The sequence below is a fragment of the Planktosalinus lacus genome (assembly GCF_014640155.1).
Lineage (GTDB): Bacteria > Bacteroidota > Bacteroidia > Flavobacteriales > Flavobacteriaceae > Planktosalinus > Planktosalinus lacus.
Genome location: NZ_BMGK01000003.1, coordinates 243884 through 260983 on the forward strand (window position 1 = coordinate 243884; position 17100 = coordinate 260983).

A 17100-nucleotide genomic window follows, 5' to 3' on the forward strand; every position below is an offset into this window, starting at 1 on the left:
TTGCTAATGTATACACTTTTTAATCTTCAAGCAAATTAAATTATTCACTTTTATAATCTTTAAGTTATACCTACTTTTGCATACTAGTTCAAAAATCACACCAAAAATGAGTATTTCTTCTAATTATGATGCCAATTCGGTTGAAGGCAAGTGGTATAACTACTGGATGAAACACAACTATTTTCATTCTGAACCCAATGAAAAAACTCCCTATACCATAGTAATTCCTCCGCCCAATGTTACAGGTGTGTTGCATATGGGGCATATGCTTAATAACACTATTCAAGATGTGCTAATAAGAAGAGCCAGACTTAAAGGTTTTAATGCCTGTTGGGTTCCGGGCACAGACCACGCCTCAATTGCAACCGAAGCAAAAGTGGTGGCTAAATTAAAAGAAGAAGGAATTAACAAAAGTGATTTAACTCGTGATGAATTTTTAAAGCACGCCTGGGAATGGACTGATAAACACGGGGGAATTATTCTAGAACAACTTAAAAAATTAGGCTGTTCTTGCGACTGGGAAAGAACCAAGTTCACCCTCGATGACAATATGTCTGCTTCAGTTATTAAGTCATTTGTTGATTTGTATAATAAAGGACTGATTTACCGAGGTTACCGAATGGTTAACTGGGATCCCGAAGCGCAGACCACCCTGTCAGATGAAGAAGTGGTTTTTGAAGAGCAACAAGGAAAGCTTTATTACATAAATTATAAAATAGATGGTAGCAATGATACACTAACCATTGCTACAACCCGTCCTGAAACCATTTTTGGTGATACAGCAATTTGCATCAATCCCAATGATGAACGATTTACTCACCTCAGAGGAAAAAAAGCAGTTGTTCCAATTGCAAACAGAGTCATTCCTATCATCGAGGATGAATATGTAGATGTAGAATTTGGAACGGGATGTTTAAAAGTAACACCTGCTCACGACGAAAATGACAAGATGCTGGGTGATAAACACAAGCTTGAAATTATTGACATATTTAACCCTAACGGGACTTTAAATTCATTTGGATTGCATTATGAAGGCAAAGATCGTTTTGAAGTTAGAAAGTTAATAGTCAATGAACTTGATGCTAACGGATTTTTACAAAAAGTAGAAGATCACATAAATAAAGTTGGCACCAGCGAACGCACAAAAGCAGTGATTGAACCACGTTTGAGTGACCAGTGGTTTTTAAAAATGGAAGACTTGGTCAAACCCGCCATAAAAGCTGTTCTTGAAACCGATGAAGTTAAATTATATCCTAAAAAGTTTGATAATACCTATCGTCATTGGATGGAAAATATTCGCGACTGGAATATTTCAAGACAACTTTGGTGGGGACAACAGATTCCGGCATTTTATTACGGCGAAGGGAAAGATGATTTTGTGGTTTGTGAAACAAAAGAAGAAGCACTCGTGCTTGCACAAAAAAAATCTGGAAACCCAAACCTTTCCAAAAACGATTTGAGTCAAGATCCCGATGCATTAGACACCTGGTTTTCATCTTGGTTATGGCCTATGAGTGTGTTTAATGGAATTCTTGAGCCTGAAAATGAAGAATTTAAATATTATTATCCCACAAACGATTTGGTTACCGGACCAGATATTTTGTTTTTCTGGGTAGCGAGAATGATCATAGCAGGTTATGAATACACCGGAAAACGTCCCTTTGAAAATGTGTATTTAACGGGTTTAGTTAGAGACAAGCAACGAAGAAAAATGTCTAAATCTTTGGGCAATTCGCCTGATGCGTTAGATTTAATTGATCAATATGGTGCAGATGGTGTGAGAGTTGGTTTGTTGCTGAGTGCATCAGCAGGTAATGATTTATTATTTGATGAAGGTTTATGTAATCAAGGGAAAGGATTTGCAAATAAAATCTGGAACGCTTTTAGGTTGGTTGAAGGCTGGGAAGTGGCTGACATTCCCCAACCAGAATATGCCCAAAAAGCTCTGGAATGGTACAACGCCAAGTTGCAAAGCACGCTGGTAGAAATTGAAGACCATTACAGCAAATACAGAATAAGCGATGCCTTGATGTCGACATACAAATTAGTTTGGGATGACTTCTGTTCCTGGTTATTGGAAATGATAAAACCGCCTTTTGGACAACCCATTGATCAAAAAACATTTGATGGAGTGATTGAAATGCTTGAAAATAATTTGCGAATCCTTCATCCGTTTATGCCCTTTTTAACTGAAGAAATTTGGCAAAACATAACTGAAAGAACAAAAGAAGAAGCGCTGATAGTTAATAATTGGCCGAAGATGGAGCCCTTTGACAATAAGTTGATTTCAGATTTTGAACATGCTGCTGAGGTGATTTCGGGAATTAGAACTATAAGAAAAGAGAAGAACATTTCCTTTAAAGAAACAATTTCACTTTCAGTATTAAATCAGGAAAATGTTACCAATAAATTTGATTCAATCATTACTAAACTTGGTAATATTGATTCTTTAGATTATGTTGAGGAAAAAGTAAATGGTGCTTTGAGTTTTAGAGTGAAATCAAATGAATATTTTATCCCTGTGGCAGGAACAATAAATATTGAGGAGGAAATTAAAAAGCTGACTGAAGAATTGGAGTATACTGAAGGTTTTTTAAAATCTGTACAAAAGAAGCTTTCAAATGAGCGCTTTGTAAATAATGCTCCGGAAACAGTCATTGCTTCTGAAAGAAAAAAAGAAGCTGATGCGCTCGCAAAAATCAACACCTTAAAAGAAAGTATTGCCGGCTTGCAATAATTATAAAAAAGGCTGCAATAATCTATTGCAGCCTTTTTTATTCAATTCTTAAATTTTAATTTGTTTAGAAGGTTACTGCAATGTTCATAGAGAACCCTGTGTTTTCAGGAACGAAACGGCATACCCCACCAACACATATTAAACCACCCCGTTGACGACCATAGTTAACTGCAAATCGGGTTCTTCCTTTTGTATAACTTCCTCCAAAGTTGTAGTAATGAATTTCATCTTCACCACCATAATTCCAGGAATCTGCAATGTATAGACCAAGTCTTGGCGAAAAATTGTATTCAAATAGAGCAGCAGCCCAGTTTTTTCTATCTTGTTCTGTCCATAAGTGCTGCAATTCCAGACGGAAGGATTTTCCTGAGCCTAAACGGTAAGTATGCTCAATTACACCAATATTAGCAGTAATATCTTCAAAACCAAGGGGGCTTCCATCTGTGATGCCCTTGTCGATAATAACATTTGAGTAAGTGTAAATACCACTTAATTTTTCAGAAAGCCTTTTTCTTATTTCTAAAGTTACTTCTCTAAAATAGCGGTCACCATCACCGAGAAATTCAGATTTGTAGCCATTGTTTTCAACATCATAAACGGCATCCAGTCCTGACCAGTATGAGAAATTAAAATCGAGTTTGGTGCCATATTTTCCTCCAAAAAATGTTTCCTTTTCAAAGGTGTAAAATACGTCTATCTGGGTGCCCATTTCACCAGCTTGCTTTTGAAAGTCTTGTAAAACTAATCTCGCTTGTGGATTGTAAACATATATGTTTGACAACATATAGTCGTGTTGTTTTGTAAGTGAAGGGATGTAATTAATAAGTTGCTGATTATATTGATTCCCTTCTGCATATCGATCTGCATAAAAACTGAAGTTTTCTATGCGTCTTAGTGCTGCATTGATTCCAAGTCCACGTTGAGAATACCCAAGGTTTAACAATAGTGCTGAACCTTTGTAGAGTTCTTCATTATTTGTAATTACACCTTCGTTTACCAAAGCATCGGGCTCTTTGTGTACAGCTTCAAAAGCTGCAGAAAAGTTTTTATAGAGAAAGTCAATTCTACCTGAATAGGCATTTACGGTTGAAGGTAGTGTATTGCTTCCCAAATTATCTTGATAACGCGCCACATAACTTCCTCCAACATCAATAAATAAATCATCTGTGTTGAATACCTGGCCTAGATCTATAATTGCATCAGCACCTTGAATGACTCCTTCTGAGGTATCAAATCCATCTCGTTGCTCACCATATACTGCTGTCAGGAAAATAAAGTCAGTGGGAGAAAATTTAACTTTTACACCTTTTAGGGCGTTGTTAATACCCAGTTGTCTGTCTTCCCAAAACCTTAAAATCAAACCACTTCCAAACTGCTCATAAAAATACCCACCTGTAATATCAAGAGATTCATGTTTAAAATTTAAAAAGTAAGTACTTATACCATTACCGTCAATATTGGGTGCATACCCTAATAAAGCAGTTGGAAGATATGATTCATACTGAATGCCTGCTGTAAACTTTCCAAGATTATAATTTAACATAAAATAATTATTAGCCCTGAATTGTTCATCTGGAGCTAAAATATTCAATCCCTCATCGTCTTGAAGCCATTGAGAGTTTGACTCAAATCCGCCGGAAAAATTACCATAATCTTGTGAAAATACTGATGTCGAAATTGCAATTAAAAGTAGGGAGAGTAGCTTTTTTTTCATTTTAAAAATTAATTTTAAATCTTTGATTATTTATTTTGAAAATTCAACTACTTTTTCATACAGTTCATCTTCTGCGCCCGGAGTATAACCAGAGTGTCTGTAAAGAATTTTATTGTTTTTTACAACAAGCGTTAAGGGAACTGTGGCGGCGCCCAATGCTCTTTTTAAATCATTGTTAGTGTCTAGTAAAAACTCATAATCCCAGCTTTTTCCATTAATCATAGGCCTCACTCTTCTAACAGTTCTTGCATCATCAACGGATATTGCATACAAAACCACATTGGTTTCAGATTTCCAATCGTCATAAACTACACTGATAGCATCTAGTTCATTTTTACAAGGCACACACCAGGTTGCCCATAAAGAGATTATTACAACTTGGTCATCTTGAGAAATATTTTGAATATTTACATCTGTTCCGTCAATATTTTTCAATGTCATATCAGGCAACTCTGTCTGTGAAAAAGATTGTAAAAACAATATTGAAATAAAAAATGTTAAAAGTGCTTTCATGATATTTACTTTGTTAGTTTAATTTGAAAAGCAATAATAATAATATATATTTTAATTATTTAGTGAAATGAATATTTTCTTTACAAAGAAAAAAATATAATTCAAAAGTTAAGTAGTTAATTTTAATTTATTATTATATTAAAAAAAAACTATATTTGGAGATTCCTTAATTTTAAAATTAGCAATTATGTTCAAAAAATTACTTACAGGTACCGCGTTACTTATGATTGCCTTTCCCTTATTCAGTCAAACGATTGTTAGTACTGACCCGGAAAACAAAAAAGTTATTTTAGAAGAATTTACAGGTATTAATTGTGTTTATTGTCCTGATGGCCATGCCATTGCTCAGGCAATTAAAAACAATAATCCTGATGAAGTGTTTTTGGTAAATATTCACGTTGGTGGCTATGCAACTCCAGGTGCAGGCCAGCCTGATTTTAGAACGCCATTTGGTACTGCTATCAATAACCAAGCAGGGGTTCTAGGATATCCAGCTGGAACTGTTAATAGACACGTTTTTCCTGGCTGGTCCCAAAATGGTGCTAATGGAACTGCAATGAGTAGAAATTTTTGGACGGCCGCTTCAAATCAAATTTTAGATCAGCCTTCTTATGTCAATATGGGCGTTGAAGCTAGTATTGATGTAAACACAAGAGAATTAACAGTTCACGTAGAGGCTTACTATACAGATGACAGCCCGGTTGGAACTAATAAACTTAATGTTGCATTGTTGCAAAATAACACATTAGGTCCTCAAACAGGTGGGGGAATGGGTAATGAATATGTGCATATGCATCGCTTAGTTCATATGGTTACCGGACAATGGGGTGTTGATGTTAACACAACCACAGAAGGTAGTTTTGTTGACGAAACCTTTACCTACACGATTCCTAATGATTATAACGGAGTTCCTGTAGACTTTTTTGAAGCTGAAATGGAAGTTGTGGTTTTTATGACTGAAACCCAACAAGAAGTAATCAGTGGAAATGGTGCTTATGCTACTTACACCGGCTTGGCAAATAATAACGATGCGGCAATACAATCAGTTGTTGAAATTGATGATCAATGTTCAGGTGTTTTAGCTCCAACACTCAAAGTTCAAAATTTAGGTTTAGACCCATTAACATCTCTTGATATCGAATATTCAGTGAATGGAGGAACTCCTGAAGTTTACACTTGGTCTGGAAACCTTACATCTCTTTTAATTGATGAAATTGAACTCCCTGAAATTTCTTATGATATTCTGGCTAATAATGAATTGGTAATCACTTTATCAGAGGATGATGACAATTCAAACAACGAATATTCTGCTAATTTTGATCAAGCTATTGAAAGTGGTTATGAGCTTGATTTAACTATCCAAACTGACGGTTGGGGAACTGAAGTGCGTTGGAATATAAAAAATGCTGATGGAACAACAATCGCTCAAGGAGGACCTTATGGTAACAATCAAACAATCAATGTGCCTACCATAACAGTAACGGACGATTGTTATACATTTAATTTAATTGATACCTTTGGTGATGGTGGCGGTCCGGTTTCACTAGTTGATTCTGATGGTTTAGTTATTTACTCTACCTCCGGAAATTATGGTTCAGGTGAATCAACAAATTTTTCAACAACTGGAAATCCTCTCAGCATAAATGACAATGACATTAATCAAGTTGTTTTATACCCTAATCCTTCCTACGGAATAGTGAATGTTCAAACAAATTCACCGGTTAGTATATCTGTTTTTGATATCACCGGAAAACTTGTTAACAGTATTGAAGAGGTTAATAACGGCGAAAATATTGATTTATCAACTTTACAAGCCGGAATGTACCTTGTGAAAATCAATGATGGAATTAACCAACAAACTCAAAAATTAATTATTAAATAAACTTCTTGGGGGGTTTCTCGCAAACCTCCCTTTTTTTAAAAAATTCTCAATGATGAAAAAGATTACACTATTATTAACTACTATTTTATTAACGACAGCAGCATATTCTCAATTTACAGTAGAAGATTATGATGGAGAACCAATTCTTGACGGAGATATCAGGACGTATACCTCTACGGTAGAATCTGAAGCAACACTCTATTTTTGGATTAATAATGATTCAGCAGAGGATATTCTGGTGAAAATTAAAAACGAGAGTATTACTAATTCAGATGGTTCAAGCTATCAGTTTTGTTTTGGTACGCTTTGTATATTTGATGTTGAAGAAGGTCAAACTTATCCTGTTTCAGGTGTTCCAGAAACAATTCCTGCAGGTGGCACAAACCCTCAATTTGATAAATTTTACAATGAAAATGAAGGTGATGGCACAAACTATCCTATTGACTATGTATGGAAGTTTTTCCAAGTTGATGAAAATGGAGATGAAATAGGCGAGTCAATCACTTTTACATATCGATTTGACCCAACACTAAGCACTAACGAATTGGATGAAAACAACCTTGGAGTTAAAATTCATAATACCCTAGCGAATCAAACTTTAAATGTTGAATCTTTAAATAGTGATTTTGATTATACAATTTTTAATTTAAATGGTCAAAGCTTGTTATCAAATAAAGTGACAACGGGTATGAATGAAATTAATGTTTCCAGTTTAACAACCGGAGTATACTTTATCAAATTTAACAATGGTGAAAACTCTACAACATTAAAGTTTGCAGTAAAATAAAAATTCCCAATAGTTTAGATGAAAATTAGATATTTATTTGTTCCGTTTCTTGTATTAAGTATTGTTATTTATTCCTGTAGTGCAGATTATCTCGATAATCGGGCACAGGTTGATTTAAGCTCCATCACCTTAAAAGCGAATATCGAAACCACCAATATAGGAATCGATCAAACCCTGGAATTTACGGTTATTGGAAATGATGATGTAGACTATACGGCAAATAGTGTCATTACAGTTAACGGAGAACCTATAGAAGGAACTTCTCACTCTTTTACTGAAGGTGGTGAATATACTTTTGAAGCTACCTATTCTGGTTTTTCAAGTAATGCACTTACTTATAATGTAGTCACAGAAAAATACCTTGTGATTGATAGGTCAAAAGCATTAAGAACACAGACGGTAACATTTCAATTATTAAACCCAAATGGTGATGATGCTACTTCTGAAGCAACTTTCTTTGTTAATGGAACCTCAATAAGCGGAAACACATTTAGTTCAAACCAAGAAGGTGTCTATGAGGTTTATGCAACTTATGATAACGGAGTAAGTCAAACCGAACCTGAAACATTAGAAGTTTTTGTTCCAAAACGTAAAGTTGTTTATGAAGATTATACAGGAGCTTGGTGTGGCTGGTGTGTAAGAGTGACAAATGCTGTGCATTTATTGAAGGAACAATCTGATGATGTTGTAGTTGTAGCGATTCATAATAATGACGAAATGACGTTCCCGCAAGAAGTGCAATTGAGAAATACTTTTGGAGTTGCCGGATTTCCAACAGCAAAAATAAACAGGACAGATACAGCACCAAACCCTGAGGATGCTCCCTCATCAATTGAGTATGCGCTTGCTAATGCTGGGACAGAAACAGATATTAGCATCGCTATTAATACAGAGCTTACTGGAAATATGCTTACTGTTCAAACAAAATTAATTTCTGAAAATTCAATTCCTTCAACTCATAAGTTGGTGGTGTATATCTATCAGGATGGTTTAGTATTTCCTCAAACCAATTATTATGTAAATACCCCGGGAAGTCCTTACTATCAAATGGGAAATCCTATTGAGGATTTTGTTCATAATGATGTTTTAGAGACCTCTTTGACTAATATTTTTGGAGATCAGTTGCAATCAACCAATGCTTTTGAAGAACTTTCAATTAATTTTGATGCTGTTGATCTTTCTACATATGGAGACACTTCAAATGGAAATACATATGACCCTTCCCGATTTGGTGTGGCAGTTTATGTGGTAGATGAAAATAATAATGCATTAAATGCACAACACGTAAAAGCCGGACTAAATGTAGATTTTGAATAAATTTTTAAATCTTATTGAATAAAAAAATCACCTTGTTCTACAAGGCGATTTTTTGTATTTATATTATTAAAAACCATTTAGTTATTTCCTAAAAATGGATATCTGTAATCTACAGGTGACACAAAAGTTTCTTTAACCATCCTTGGAGATACCCATCTCAACAGGTTGAGTTTAGAACCTGCTTTGTCGTTGGTTCCTGAAGCTCTCGCTCCTCCAAAGGGCTGTTGCCCAACCACTGCACCCGTTGGTTTGTCGTTAATATAGAAGTTTCCGGCTGCATTTTCTAAAATGTCAACAGCTTTATCAAGAGCATACCGATCTTCACTGAAAACGGCGCCTGTTAATGCATATTCAGAAGTTTCATCAACCAGGTAAAGTGTTTCTTCCCATTGGTCATCCTCATAAACATAAATAGTAACTACTGGTCCAAATAATTCAGTACACATAGTCGTGTATTTTGGATCTTTTGTGAGTATAACAGTGGGCTCAATGAAATATCCTTTTGATTTATCATAATTTCCACCTACTACAATTTCGGCGTTCGAATCATTTTTTGCCTGATCAATGTAACTAGCAAGTTTATCAAAAGACCCTTCATGAATCACTGCAGTAATAAAATTACTCATGTCTTCAGGGGATCCCATTTTAAAAGATTTAAGATCTTTTATTACGTGCTCTTTTACAGCAGGCCATAAGCTTTTTGGAATATAACAACGTGAAGCTGCAGAACATTTTTGTCCTTGAAATTCAAATGCTCCTCTTGAAATTGCAGTAGCAACCTGAATAGGATTGGATGATTTGTGTGCAACAATAAAATCTTTTCCACCTGTTTCACCAACGATGCGTGGATATGTTTTATAGGTATTGATGTTTTCACCAATTTTTTTCCAAAGAAGTTTAAATACATCTGTAGAACCTGTAAAGTGAAGTCCTGAAAAATCAGAATGACTCAAAATTGTATCAGTAATCATGACAGGGTCGCCCATCACAACGTTGATAACACCATCAGGTACACCTGCTTCTTTAAATACATCCATGATTACTTTAGCAGAATACACCTGGCTGTCACTGGGTTTCCAAATAGCAACATTTCCCATCAAGGCTGCACTGGAAGGTAGGTTTCCGGCGATAGCGGTAAAATTAAAAGGAGTGATTGCATAGATAAATCCTTCCAATGGTCTGTATTCAAGTCTGTTCCAGGCATCTGAAGTTGACTCGGGTTGTTCAGCATAAATTTCAGTCATGTACTGAACGTTGAATCTTAGGAAATCAATCAGTTCACAAGCAGCATCAATTTCCGCCTGATATATATTTTTAGACTGCCCAAGCATGGTTGCTGCATTAATTTTTGCACGGTAAGGACCGGCAAATAATTCTGCGGCTCTTAAGAAAATTCCGGCGCGCTCTTGCCAAGGCATCTTAGACCATTTTTTTCTTGCTTCAAGAGCTGTTTCGATTGCTTCCTGAACGTTTTTTTTATCTGCTTTATGATAGGTTCCAAGAATGTGTTTATGGTCATGAGGAGGAGCCATAGTAGCTGTGTTTCCGGTTTTAATTTCTTTACCATTTATGTATAGCGGCACTTCCACGGTGCTGTTGTACATATTTTTGTAGGTTTTTAACACTTCTTCCCTTTCGGCAGTGCCGGGTGCATAGCTTTTTACTGGCTCATTTTTGGCTACCGGTACTCTAAAAAATCCTTTTCCCATATCTTGATATTTTTTCTGTTTTTTAATTGTTTGCGAAGTTACAAATATTTAAAGAGTCTATTTTAAAAACTGCTTTACTTCTTTGTTGAAATTTCGTAAGTTGTAGTTCAAAATTACTACTCAAATAAAATGTGTACAGTAACATTTATTGCAAAAGGAAACAATGACTTTATTCTTACTTCCAGTCGAGATGAACTTCCGGGCAGGGCTACTTTGGCTCCTAAAGTTTACAAGGAAAAAGGTGTAATGCTTGTATATCCAAAAGATATAATTGCCGGGGGAACCTGGATTTGTATGGGAAGCAATAATCGAATGATAAACTTACTTAATGGGGCCTTTAAGCCTCATAAACGCAATCCACCCTACCGAAAAAGTAGGGGCCTAGTGGTCAAAGAATTATTACTTTCTGAAAATTTAATGGAAGATATTCGGGAATATAATTTTGAAGGTATAGAGCCTTTCACAATTATTCTGGTTGATTGGGGTGCAGGATTACAATTATTCAATCTGGTTTGGGATGAAAAGCAACTGCACTTTAAAAAGCATTCCTTGAAACCTCATATTTGGAGCTCTTCACCATTATATTCTCCTAAAATGAAACAAAAAAGAGAGCTTTGGTTTGATGAGTTTTTAAACATTTCGAATACAGATACAGCTAGTTTATTAAGTTTTCATAAGAATGCCGGAAACGGAAAAAATGAAGAAAATTTGATAATGGACAGAGGGTTTATCAAGACAGTAAGTATCACCCAAATTGTAAAAAAAGGGAATAATCTTAAGATGTTTTATGAAGACCTTCAAACGGAAAGTTCAGAATATGTAGCACTTTAGTTCAAAGCATGTGTGGCACTAAGTCTGAAAGAAGGAACTTTCACTCTAAAACTTCTGGTAGAAGTCAAATTGATCATTCTGTAATGACCCTTCATGCCACCAAAAGGTGATAACAGTAAACATCCTGAAGTGTAGGTATGTGTGTCTCCTGGTTTTAAAACTGGCTTTTTGCCAACAACCCCTTCGCCTGTAACTATCTCTACTTTGTTCAATGCATCTTTTATTTTCCAGTAACGGGAATTTAGCTGGACAGAGTCTTTACTTTGGTTTTCAATGGCAATTTTATATCTAAAGGCATAATGCATTTTATTGTCTTTATAAAATGTACCTTCAAATTTAGTTTCCACTGAAATTTTTATACCTTTTGTAACCTGTTGTACCATTGTTTTAATACATTGAAAACGAAAGCAACGCATAGCCCATCGCTGCAAAGGTAGCTAAGATACTAAATAAAGTGTTTAGAATCACAAATTTAACGAATGTTTTAAATCTACTTTGCAGGTAAAAATTCCGCATTGCTTTATAGAGATAAATTAAAAAAGCAAAAAGAGCAAGTGAGGTAAAAAGAGATGTGTTTAAAAAATAGTCAAAAAATAATGTGATAATTAATAAAACAAAAAACAAACTTTGAACATGAAAAGCAAAAACCAAATGTTCCATATAAGTATACTGTTTTCGTCGGATATATAAAAGCTTTATGAACAAAGCAAAAATGGGCATAAATAAAAAGATCACAATTGGAAGCTTTGAGATAAAATAATTGTAAGCAAAATCTGTATTGTTGATAAAGAAATCAAAATCCATCACCTTTTTGTACAACCATCTGTTTTTTGCAGAGTTTTGGTGATTTAACTCTGCTAAGGCGTCTGATGGCTTTAGGTCTTTGTTTTCGGTATAAAAATCACTGTAAACTTCAATTCTGCTGGTATAGCTTTTTCTGAAACTCATTGTAGCTAACTCCTGCTCACTAAAGTATCTTAGTTTACTTTCAGTTTTAGGCTCATTTAATTTTTCTTCAATTTTTAATGAATCAATAGCTGGGTTGCTCAGTTCTTTTAACGCGCTTTTTAGTTCTAAAGTTGCATCTTTATCGTTGTTGGTTTTAATATTTGAACTTGTTATAGCAGTTGGTTTGTTATTAGTGTCTTGTGTTAGTTCAGAAATTTTATTTAACAAACCACTGAGTAGAAAAAAGATTATACTCACACTGAGGTAAAACCGAAAAGGATTGGCATACCGCATCCTCTTTCCCTCGACATATTCTTTTGAAATGATGCCTGGTTTAAATAACAATACCTTAAGAGTTCTGATTATTCTGCTGTCATAGGCAAAAATACTTCCAAAAAACTCATTAAATAAATCGTTAAAGTGTAGTTTTTTTGTTGAGTTGAGTTGTGAGCAATTTGGGCAATATTTATCGCTTTTATCTAAAGGATGGTCACAATTCAAGCATTTTTCTCCTCTGTATTTTAGAGATTTTCTGCCTGTTTCATTTGAGGGTAAAGAACTGGCGAACCAAACAGATAACTTATCCAGCATATAAATTTCAGTTAGTTATTGGTAATGTTTTCAGAGTTATTGCTTCCCACACCCACAATTCGGTCAAAACGACCCCCAAGGTCGCGATAGTAAACCACTACAGTGTAATCGTTTTCGGTTTCATCAAAATTGCCACTTATAACACCTTCTTGTATGGTGCCGTCACTTTCTTTGATTACATATTTGTAATTATAAAACCCTTGTTTAAATAAGTATTTTAATCGGTAAGTATCCGTTGCCTGGTCATAATTTAAACGAGTTAATTCATTGGTGTTATAATTGTTGAAGTTTCCATAGATGTGAATTTCTTCTCCCTCGTTTAAATCTTCATAGTATTGAAGTGCAAAATGCACCCAAACATATTCTGCATCAATACTGGATTTTTGCCCACGTATGTTTCTCACTAAAAAATTTCCATTGATATCAGGGTTGAATGTATAGGGTCTGTCTTTTCGTGAAATGTTTGTATAAAGATAGTTGATAAAGGTTTCTGCCATTTCTATTCTTCTGATGTTCACAGTGGCGCCCCTCACATCGCTGTTGTCAAAATTGTAATATTCATTCCCACCCCAAAATGACGCTTCAAGATCATACCTGTAAATCAGTTCATTTCCTAAAGTATATTGTGGTTTTAAGTCGGTAATAGCTGTTTTTAAATTACTGTTTTGAAGTACCAGTGTTTTGACGTTTTGATTTGGATTTATAAAAGTTGTGTTGGATGAATTGATTGAAAAATGAACAACCTGTTTTGTATGTATATAATTCAAATCCCTGGCACGTTTTATTTCAACACCCACGTTGGCGAGGTCTTAATATATCATAAACTTCCTGGAAAAAACAAGATTATTTCTGTCGTCAAAAATACTGATCAAATAATTTCCACTTTTAGTCAAGCCCCTGGTATCTCTGTTGGGGATATTGAGTACATAATGGGAATACATTTGTAACGTATTGAAAGAATTTTCGTAAAAATCAATGCGCATATCGTCAAAGCCGTCTATATATTCTCCTTTGGCTAAATTTGATGGTGTCCAGTCAAAGTTGAAGTGTTCAATTTTATAATAGTAGTCTCTCTCATCTCCATTGATGTCATCAAACGATAATTGAAAACGTTCACCAAGTTTTAGAATGGGCAACTGGGCTTGTGGTGTGTTTCCTTGAAATGTTATTGTTTTTATGAAATTGGGTGCAGCAGTTTCAGAAACTTGACCATTTATAAAAAATGGTGATACTAGCAAAAAGGAAATAAAGAAATTTTTCATTTTGTGATACTAAGTTTGAAAATCAATGATGTGTAAATATAGATAAAAAATATAGTTTTAGAAGGATAAGAAAAAATATCAAATCAGTTATTTAGAATTATTATAAATAATAAATATACTCATTTTATCACTTAGAAATACGTGCCAAAATTCGTAAATTTGCGGTCTTTTAAGCTGGTTTGTTAACCGGTTGAATTTTTTTAAAAGTAAACTTTAATACTTACATCCTATGTCAAAAGACATTAGAATCAAAAAGGGCCTTGACATTCGTCTGGTTGGTGAGCCTGAAAAAGCATTGACAAACGCCCCAAGATCCCGCACTTTTGTAATAAAACCATCCGATTTTCATTTGATTACTCCAAAAATGGTGCTCAAAGAAGGTGCCAAGTTCAAGGCAGGTGATGTTTTGTTTTATCACAGGGAAAATGAGTCAATTAAGTTTGTAGCACCTGTTAGTGGGACACTCACCGAAATTAAAAGAGGAGCAAAAAGAGTTATAACTCATATAGTTATAACTGCAGATTCTCAAGATGAGTACCGTGATTTAGGTCAAATGGATGTTGCAAAAGCAGATCCTGAAGCTATAAAAGCAAGGCTATTAGAGTCTGGTTGTTGGGTTTTTGTAAAACAACGTCCATATGACGTTATTGCAAATCCTGACAAGTCTCCTAAAGCGATTTTCATTTCTGCACACGCAAGTGCTCCTTTGGTGGCAGATTATGATTTTGCTTTAAGCGGAAAAGAAAAAGAATTGCAAACTGCAATTAATGCACTTTCAAAACTTACCGAGGGTAAAATTCATGTGGGAACAGGTTCTAATGGATCTTCTCCTTTTGCAAATTTGGATGGGATTACAATACATAAAGTATCCGGACCTCACCCATCCGGTAATGTTGGAACTTTGATTAATAAAATTGATCCTGTAAATAAAGGTGAGACCGTCTGGACTTTAAATCCACAAGATTTAGTAGTTATTGGGGAATTACTTCTTACAGGAAAATTTAATGCAGAGCGCATTGTTGCACTTTCAGGGTCTTCATTGAAAAGCCCTAAGTATTACAGAACCAAAATTGGAGCAGAAGTTTCAACTATGGTATATGATTCAGGATTGAATGAAGAAAATGTCAGAATCATCAGCGGAGGTGTTTTAACAGGAAAAAAAGTTCCTGCCGATGGTCATTTGGGTTATTATGATAATACAATTTCAGTAATTCCTGAAGGGGATGATTATGAGTTTTTTGGGTGGAACAAACCCGTGTTTAATAAAATTTCACTCACCAGAGCATTAACGTTCTCCTGGCTTACGCCCAATAAAAAATATGTTTTAGATACCAATACAAATGGCGAACACAGAGCATTTGTTCAAACAGGTATGTATGAGCAAGTATTTCCACTTGATATTTACCCGATGCAAATAATGAAAGCTTGTATGGTTGAAGATCTTGATGCTATGGAAGAGTTGGGGATGTTTGAAGTAGCACCTGAAGATTTTGCATTAACAGAATTTGTTTGTGTTTCAAAACAACCCCATCAGGAAATTATCAGAAAAGGATTGGACCTAATGTACAAAGAAATAGGATAAACTATGAGTTTAAAAAATAAATTACACGATTTAAAAATGAAGTACAAAGGCACCAAGATGGCGCCTGCTTTCAATGCGCTTCACACGTTTTTATACTTGCCTAATGAAACCACACATTCCGGGAGTCATGTAAGAGCGGCAGATGATTTAAAGCGAACGATGAACACCGTAATTATCGCTTTAATTCCTTGCTTGATTTTTGGAATCTTTAATGCGGGTTATCAACACTATTCTGCCATCAATGGTTTTCCACAAGACTTTTCCCTGTTTGAGCATTTTATCAATTGGGAAAACTTTGTCTTGGGAGCCTGGACTGTTCTGCCATTAGTTATTGTATCTTATGGTGTGGGTCTTGGAGTTGAATTCCTGTTTGCTGTAATAAAAGGTCACGAAGTTGAAGAAGGTTATCTTGTTACCGGTATGCTTGTTCCACTTATTGTTCCAATTGATACCCCACTTTGGATGCTTACAATTGCTGTCATATTTGGTGTTGTGATTGGAAAAGAAATTTTTGGCGGAACCGGAATGAATATTCTGAACCCCGCTTTAACAATACGTGCATTTTTGTTTTTTGCTTATCCAACCTGGATGAGTGGAGACAAAGTTTGGGTGCACGGAGCCGTTGAACGCGATGCGCAAATTGCCGCAGGCGCTTCAGATGTAAGTGCGATCTCAGGTGAAACTATTCTTGGTACCCTAGCTCAAAACAACACACCGGATTATTCCATAATGGAAATGTTCTATGGATTTATACCGGGTTCGGTTGGTGAAACCTCAACGCTGTTAATTCTTCTGGGAGGTTTGTTTTTACTATATACCAAAGTAGCAAGCTGGAGAATTATGTTGAGTTCTGTAGTAGGCGCATTGGTAATGGGACTTATATTTAACTGGGTTGTTGATGCAGGGATCATTACTGAATCGAGCAATTTCTATGGATTAATGAATGTAACCTTTTGGGAGCATCTTATTATTGGAGGTTTGGCTTTTGGTATTGTTTATATGGCTACCGATCCAGTAACCGGATCCCAAACCAATAAAGGAAAATGGATATACGGATTCTTTATAGGATTTATCTCTGTAATGATCAGAGTCTTTAACCCTGCTTATCCTGAAGGAGTTTTCCTTGCTATATTGCTAATGAATGTTTTTGCACCAACTATTGACCACTATGTGATTAGAGGAAATGTGAAAAGAAGAAAAAACCGTTTAAAAGTTAAAACTGCATAA

General features: G+C 35.2%; 12 protein-coding genes and 1 pseudogene. 7 read left to right on the forward strand and 6 right to left on the reverse strand.

Annotated features, from left to right (window positions below; genetic code table 11):
* The first annotated feature begins 106 nt into the window (after positions 1 to 106).
* On the forward strand, positions 107 to 2737 hold the full coding sequence (locus IEV69_RS04865; protein ID WP_188440041.1) for a valine--tRNA ligase: 2631 nt from the start codon (positions 107 to 109) through the stop codon (positions 2735 to 2737).
* Positions 2738 to 2801: 64 nt separating this feature from the next.
* On the opposite strand, the gene IEV69_RS04870 is transcribed toward IEV69_RS04865, so the two are convergent.
* Both IEV69_RS04870 and IEV69_RS04875 read right to left on the reverse strand, forming a co-directional pair.
* Entirely contained in the window at positions 2802 to 4451 is a 1650-nt protein-coding gene (locus IEV69_RS04870) for a DUF6029 family protein (RefSeq protein ID WP_188440043.1), read from the reverse strand.
* A gap of 30 nt (positions 4452 to 4481) precedes the next feature.
* Positions 4482 to 4964 carry a TlpA family protein disulfide reductase gene (locus IEV69_RS04875; RefSeq protein WP_188440045.1) on the reverse strand — a complete coding sequence of 161 codons (483 nt, stop codon included), beginning with the start codon at positions 4962 to 4964 and terminating at the stop codon, positions 4482 to 4484.
* Positions 4965 to 5151: 187 nt separating this feature from the next.
* On the opposite strand from IEV69_RS04875, the gene IEV69_RS04880 reads away from it, so the two are divergent.
* From IEV69_RS04880 to IEV69_RS04890, 3 genes are read left to right on the forward strand one after another with little or no spacing between them, the layout of a single operon-like run.
* Entirely contained in the window at positions 5152 to 6846 is a 1695-nt protein-coding gene (locus IEV69_RS04880) for a T9SS type A sorting domain-containing protein (RefSeq protein WP_188440047.1), read from the forward strand.
* Positions 6847 to 6895: 49 nt separating this feature from the next.
* Positions 6896 to 7633 (forward strand): T9SS type A sorting domain-containing protein, encoded by a 738-nt coding sequence (locus tag IEV69_RS04885; protein ID WP_188440049.1) that lies wholly within the window; start codon positions 6896 to 6898, stop codon positions 7631 to 7633.
* Between the two features lie 18 nt (positions 7634 to 7651).
* Positions 7652 to 8950: an Omp28-related outer membrane protein gene (locus IEV69_RS04890; RefSeq protein WP_188440051.1), complete on the forward strand. Its 1299-nt coding sequence runs from the start codon at positions 7652 to 7654 to the stop codon at positions 8948 to 8950.
* Positions 8951 to 9027: 77 nt separating this feature from the next.
* Here IEV69_RS04890 and pruA read toward each other — a convergent pair whose 3' ends face one another.
* A complete protein-coding gene (gene pruA, locus IEV69_RS04895; RefSeq protein ID WP_188440053.1) occupies positions 9028 to 10659 on the reverse strand; it encodes an L-glutamate gamma-semialdehyde dehydrogenase in 1632 nt (543 codons plus the stop codon).
* A gap of 129 nt (positions 10660 to 10788) precedes the next feature.
* On the opposite strand from pruA, the gene IEV69_RS04900 reads away from it, so the two are divergent.
* Positions 10789 to 11490: an NRDE family protein gene (locus IEV69_RS04900; protein WP_188440055.1), complete on the forward strand. Its 702-nt coding sequence runs from the start codon at positions 10789 to 10791 to the stop codon at positions 11488 to 11490.
* On the opposite strand, the gene apaG is transcribed toward IEV69_RS04900, so the two are convergent.
* From apaG to IEV69_RS14040, 3 genes and pseudogenes are all read right to left on the reverse strand, one after another.
* Entirely contained in the window at positions 11487 to 11873 is a 387-nt protein-coding gene (apaG, locus tag IEV69_RS04905) for a Co2+/Mg2+ efflux facilitator ApaG/CorD (RefSeq protein WP_188440057.1), read from the reverse strand. The genes IEV69_RS04900 and apaG overlap by 4 nt on opposite strands.
* A gap of 4 nt (positions 11874 to 11877) precedes the next feature.
* The gene (locus IEV69_RS04910) at positions 11878 to 13029 is read right to left on the reverse strand and encodes a DUF3667 domain-containing protein (RefSeq protein ID WP_188440059.1); all 1152 of its coding nucleotides are present in this window, start codon (positions 13027 to 13029) and stop codon (positions 11878 to 11880) included.
* Positions 13030 to 13040: 11 nt separating this feature from the next.
* Positions 13041 to 14291, reverse strand: a pseudogene (locus IEV69_RS14040) (type IX secretion system plug protein).
* Positions 14292 to 14520: 229 nt separating this feature from the next.
* On the opposite strand from IEV69_RS14040, the gene IEV69_RS04920 reads away from it, so the two are divergent.
* On the forward strand, positions 14521 to 15873 hold the full coding sequence (locus tag IEV69_RS04920) for a Na(+)-translocating NADH-quinone reductase subunit A (protein WP_188440061.1): 1353 nt from the start codon (positions 14521 to 14523) through the stop codon (positions 15871 to 15873).
* Positions 15874 to 15876: 3 nt separating this feature from the next.
* Positions 15877 to 17100: an NADH:ubiquinone reductase (Na(+)-transporting) subunit B gene (locus tag IEV69_RS04925; RefSeq protein ID WP_188440063.1), complete on the forward strand. Its 1224-nt coding sequence runs from the start codon at positions 15877 to 15879 to the stop codon at positions 17098 to 17100.

Coding starts and splice junctions, on each gene's coding strand:
- IEV69_RS04865 (WP_188440041.1), top strand. CDS start 107: ATGAGTATTTCTTCTAATTATGATGCCAATTCGGTTGAAGGCAAGTGG.
- IEV69_RS04870 (WP_188440043.1), bottom strand. CDS start 4,451: ATGAAAAAAAAGCTACTCTCCCTACTTTTAATTGCAATTTCGACATCA.
- IEV69_RS04875 (WP_188440045.1), bottom strand. CDS start 4,964: ATGAAAGCACTTTTAACATTTTTTATTTCAATATTGTTTTTACAATCT.
- IEV69_RS04880 (WP_188440047.1), top strand. CDS start 5,152: ATGTTCAAAAAATTACTTACAGGTACCGCGTTACTTATGATTGCCTTT.
- IEV69_RS04885 (WP_188440049.1), top strand. CDS start 6,896: ATGATGAAAAAGATTACACTATTATTAACTACTATTTTATTAACGACA.
- IEV69_RS04890 (WP_188440051.1), top strand. CDS start 7,652: ATGAAAATTAGATATTTATTTGTTCCGTTTCTTGTATTAAGTATTGTT.
- pruA (WP_188440053.1), bottom strand. CDS start 10,659: ATGGGAAAAGGATTTTTTAGAGTACCGGTAGCCAAAAATGAGCCAGTA.
- IEV69_RS04900 (WP_188440055.1), top strand. CDS start 10,789: ATGTGTACAGTAACATTTATTGCAAAAGGAAACAATGACTTTATTCTT.
- apaG (WP_188440057.1), bottom strand. CDS start 11,873: ATGGTACAACAGGTTACAAAAGGTATAAAAATTTCAGTGGAAACTAAA.
- IEV69_RS04910 (WP_188440059.1), bottom strand. CDS start 13,029: ATGCTGGATAAGTTATCTGTTTGGTTCGCCAGTTCTTTACCCTCAAAT.
- IEV69_RS04920 (WP_188440061.1), top strand. CDS start 14,521: ATGTCAAAAGACATTAGAATCAAAAAGGGCCTTGACATTCGTCTGGTT.
- IEV69_RS04925 (WP_188440063.1), top strand. CDS start 15,877: ATGAGTTTAAAAAATAAATTACACGATTTAAAAATGAAGTACAAAGGC.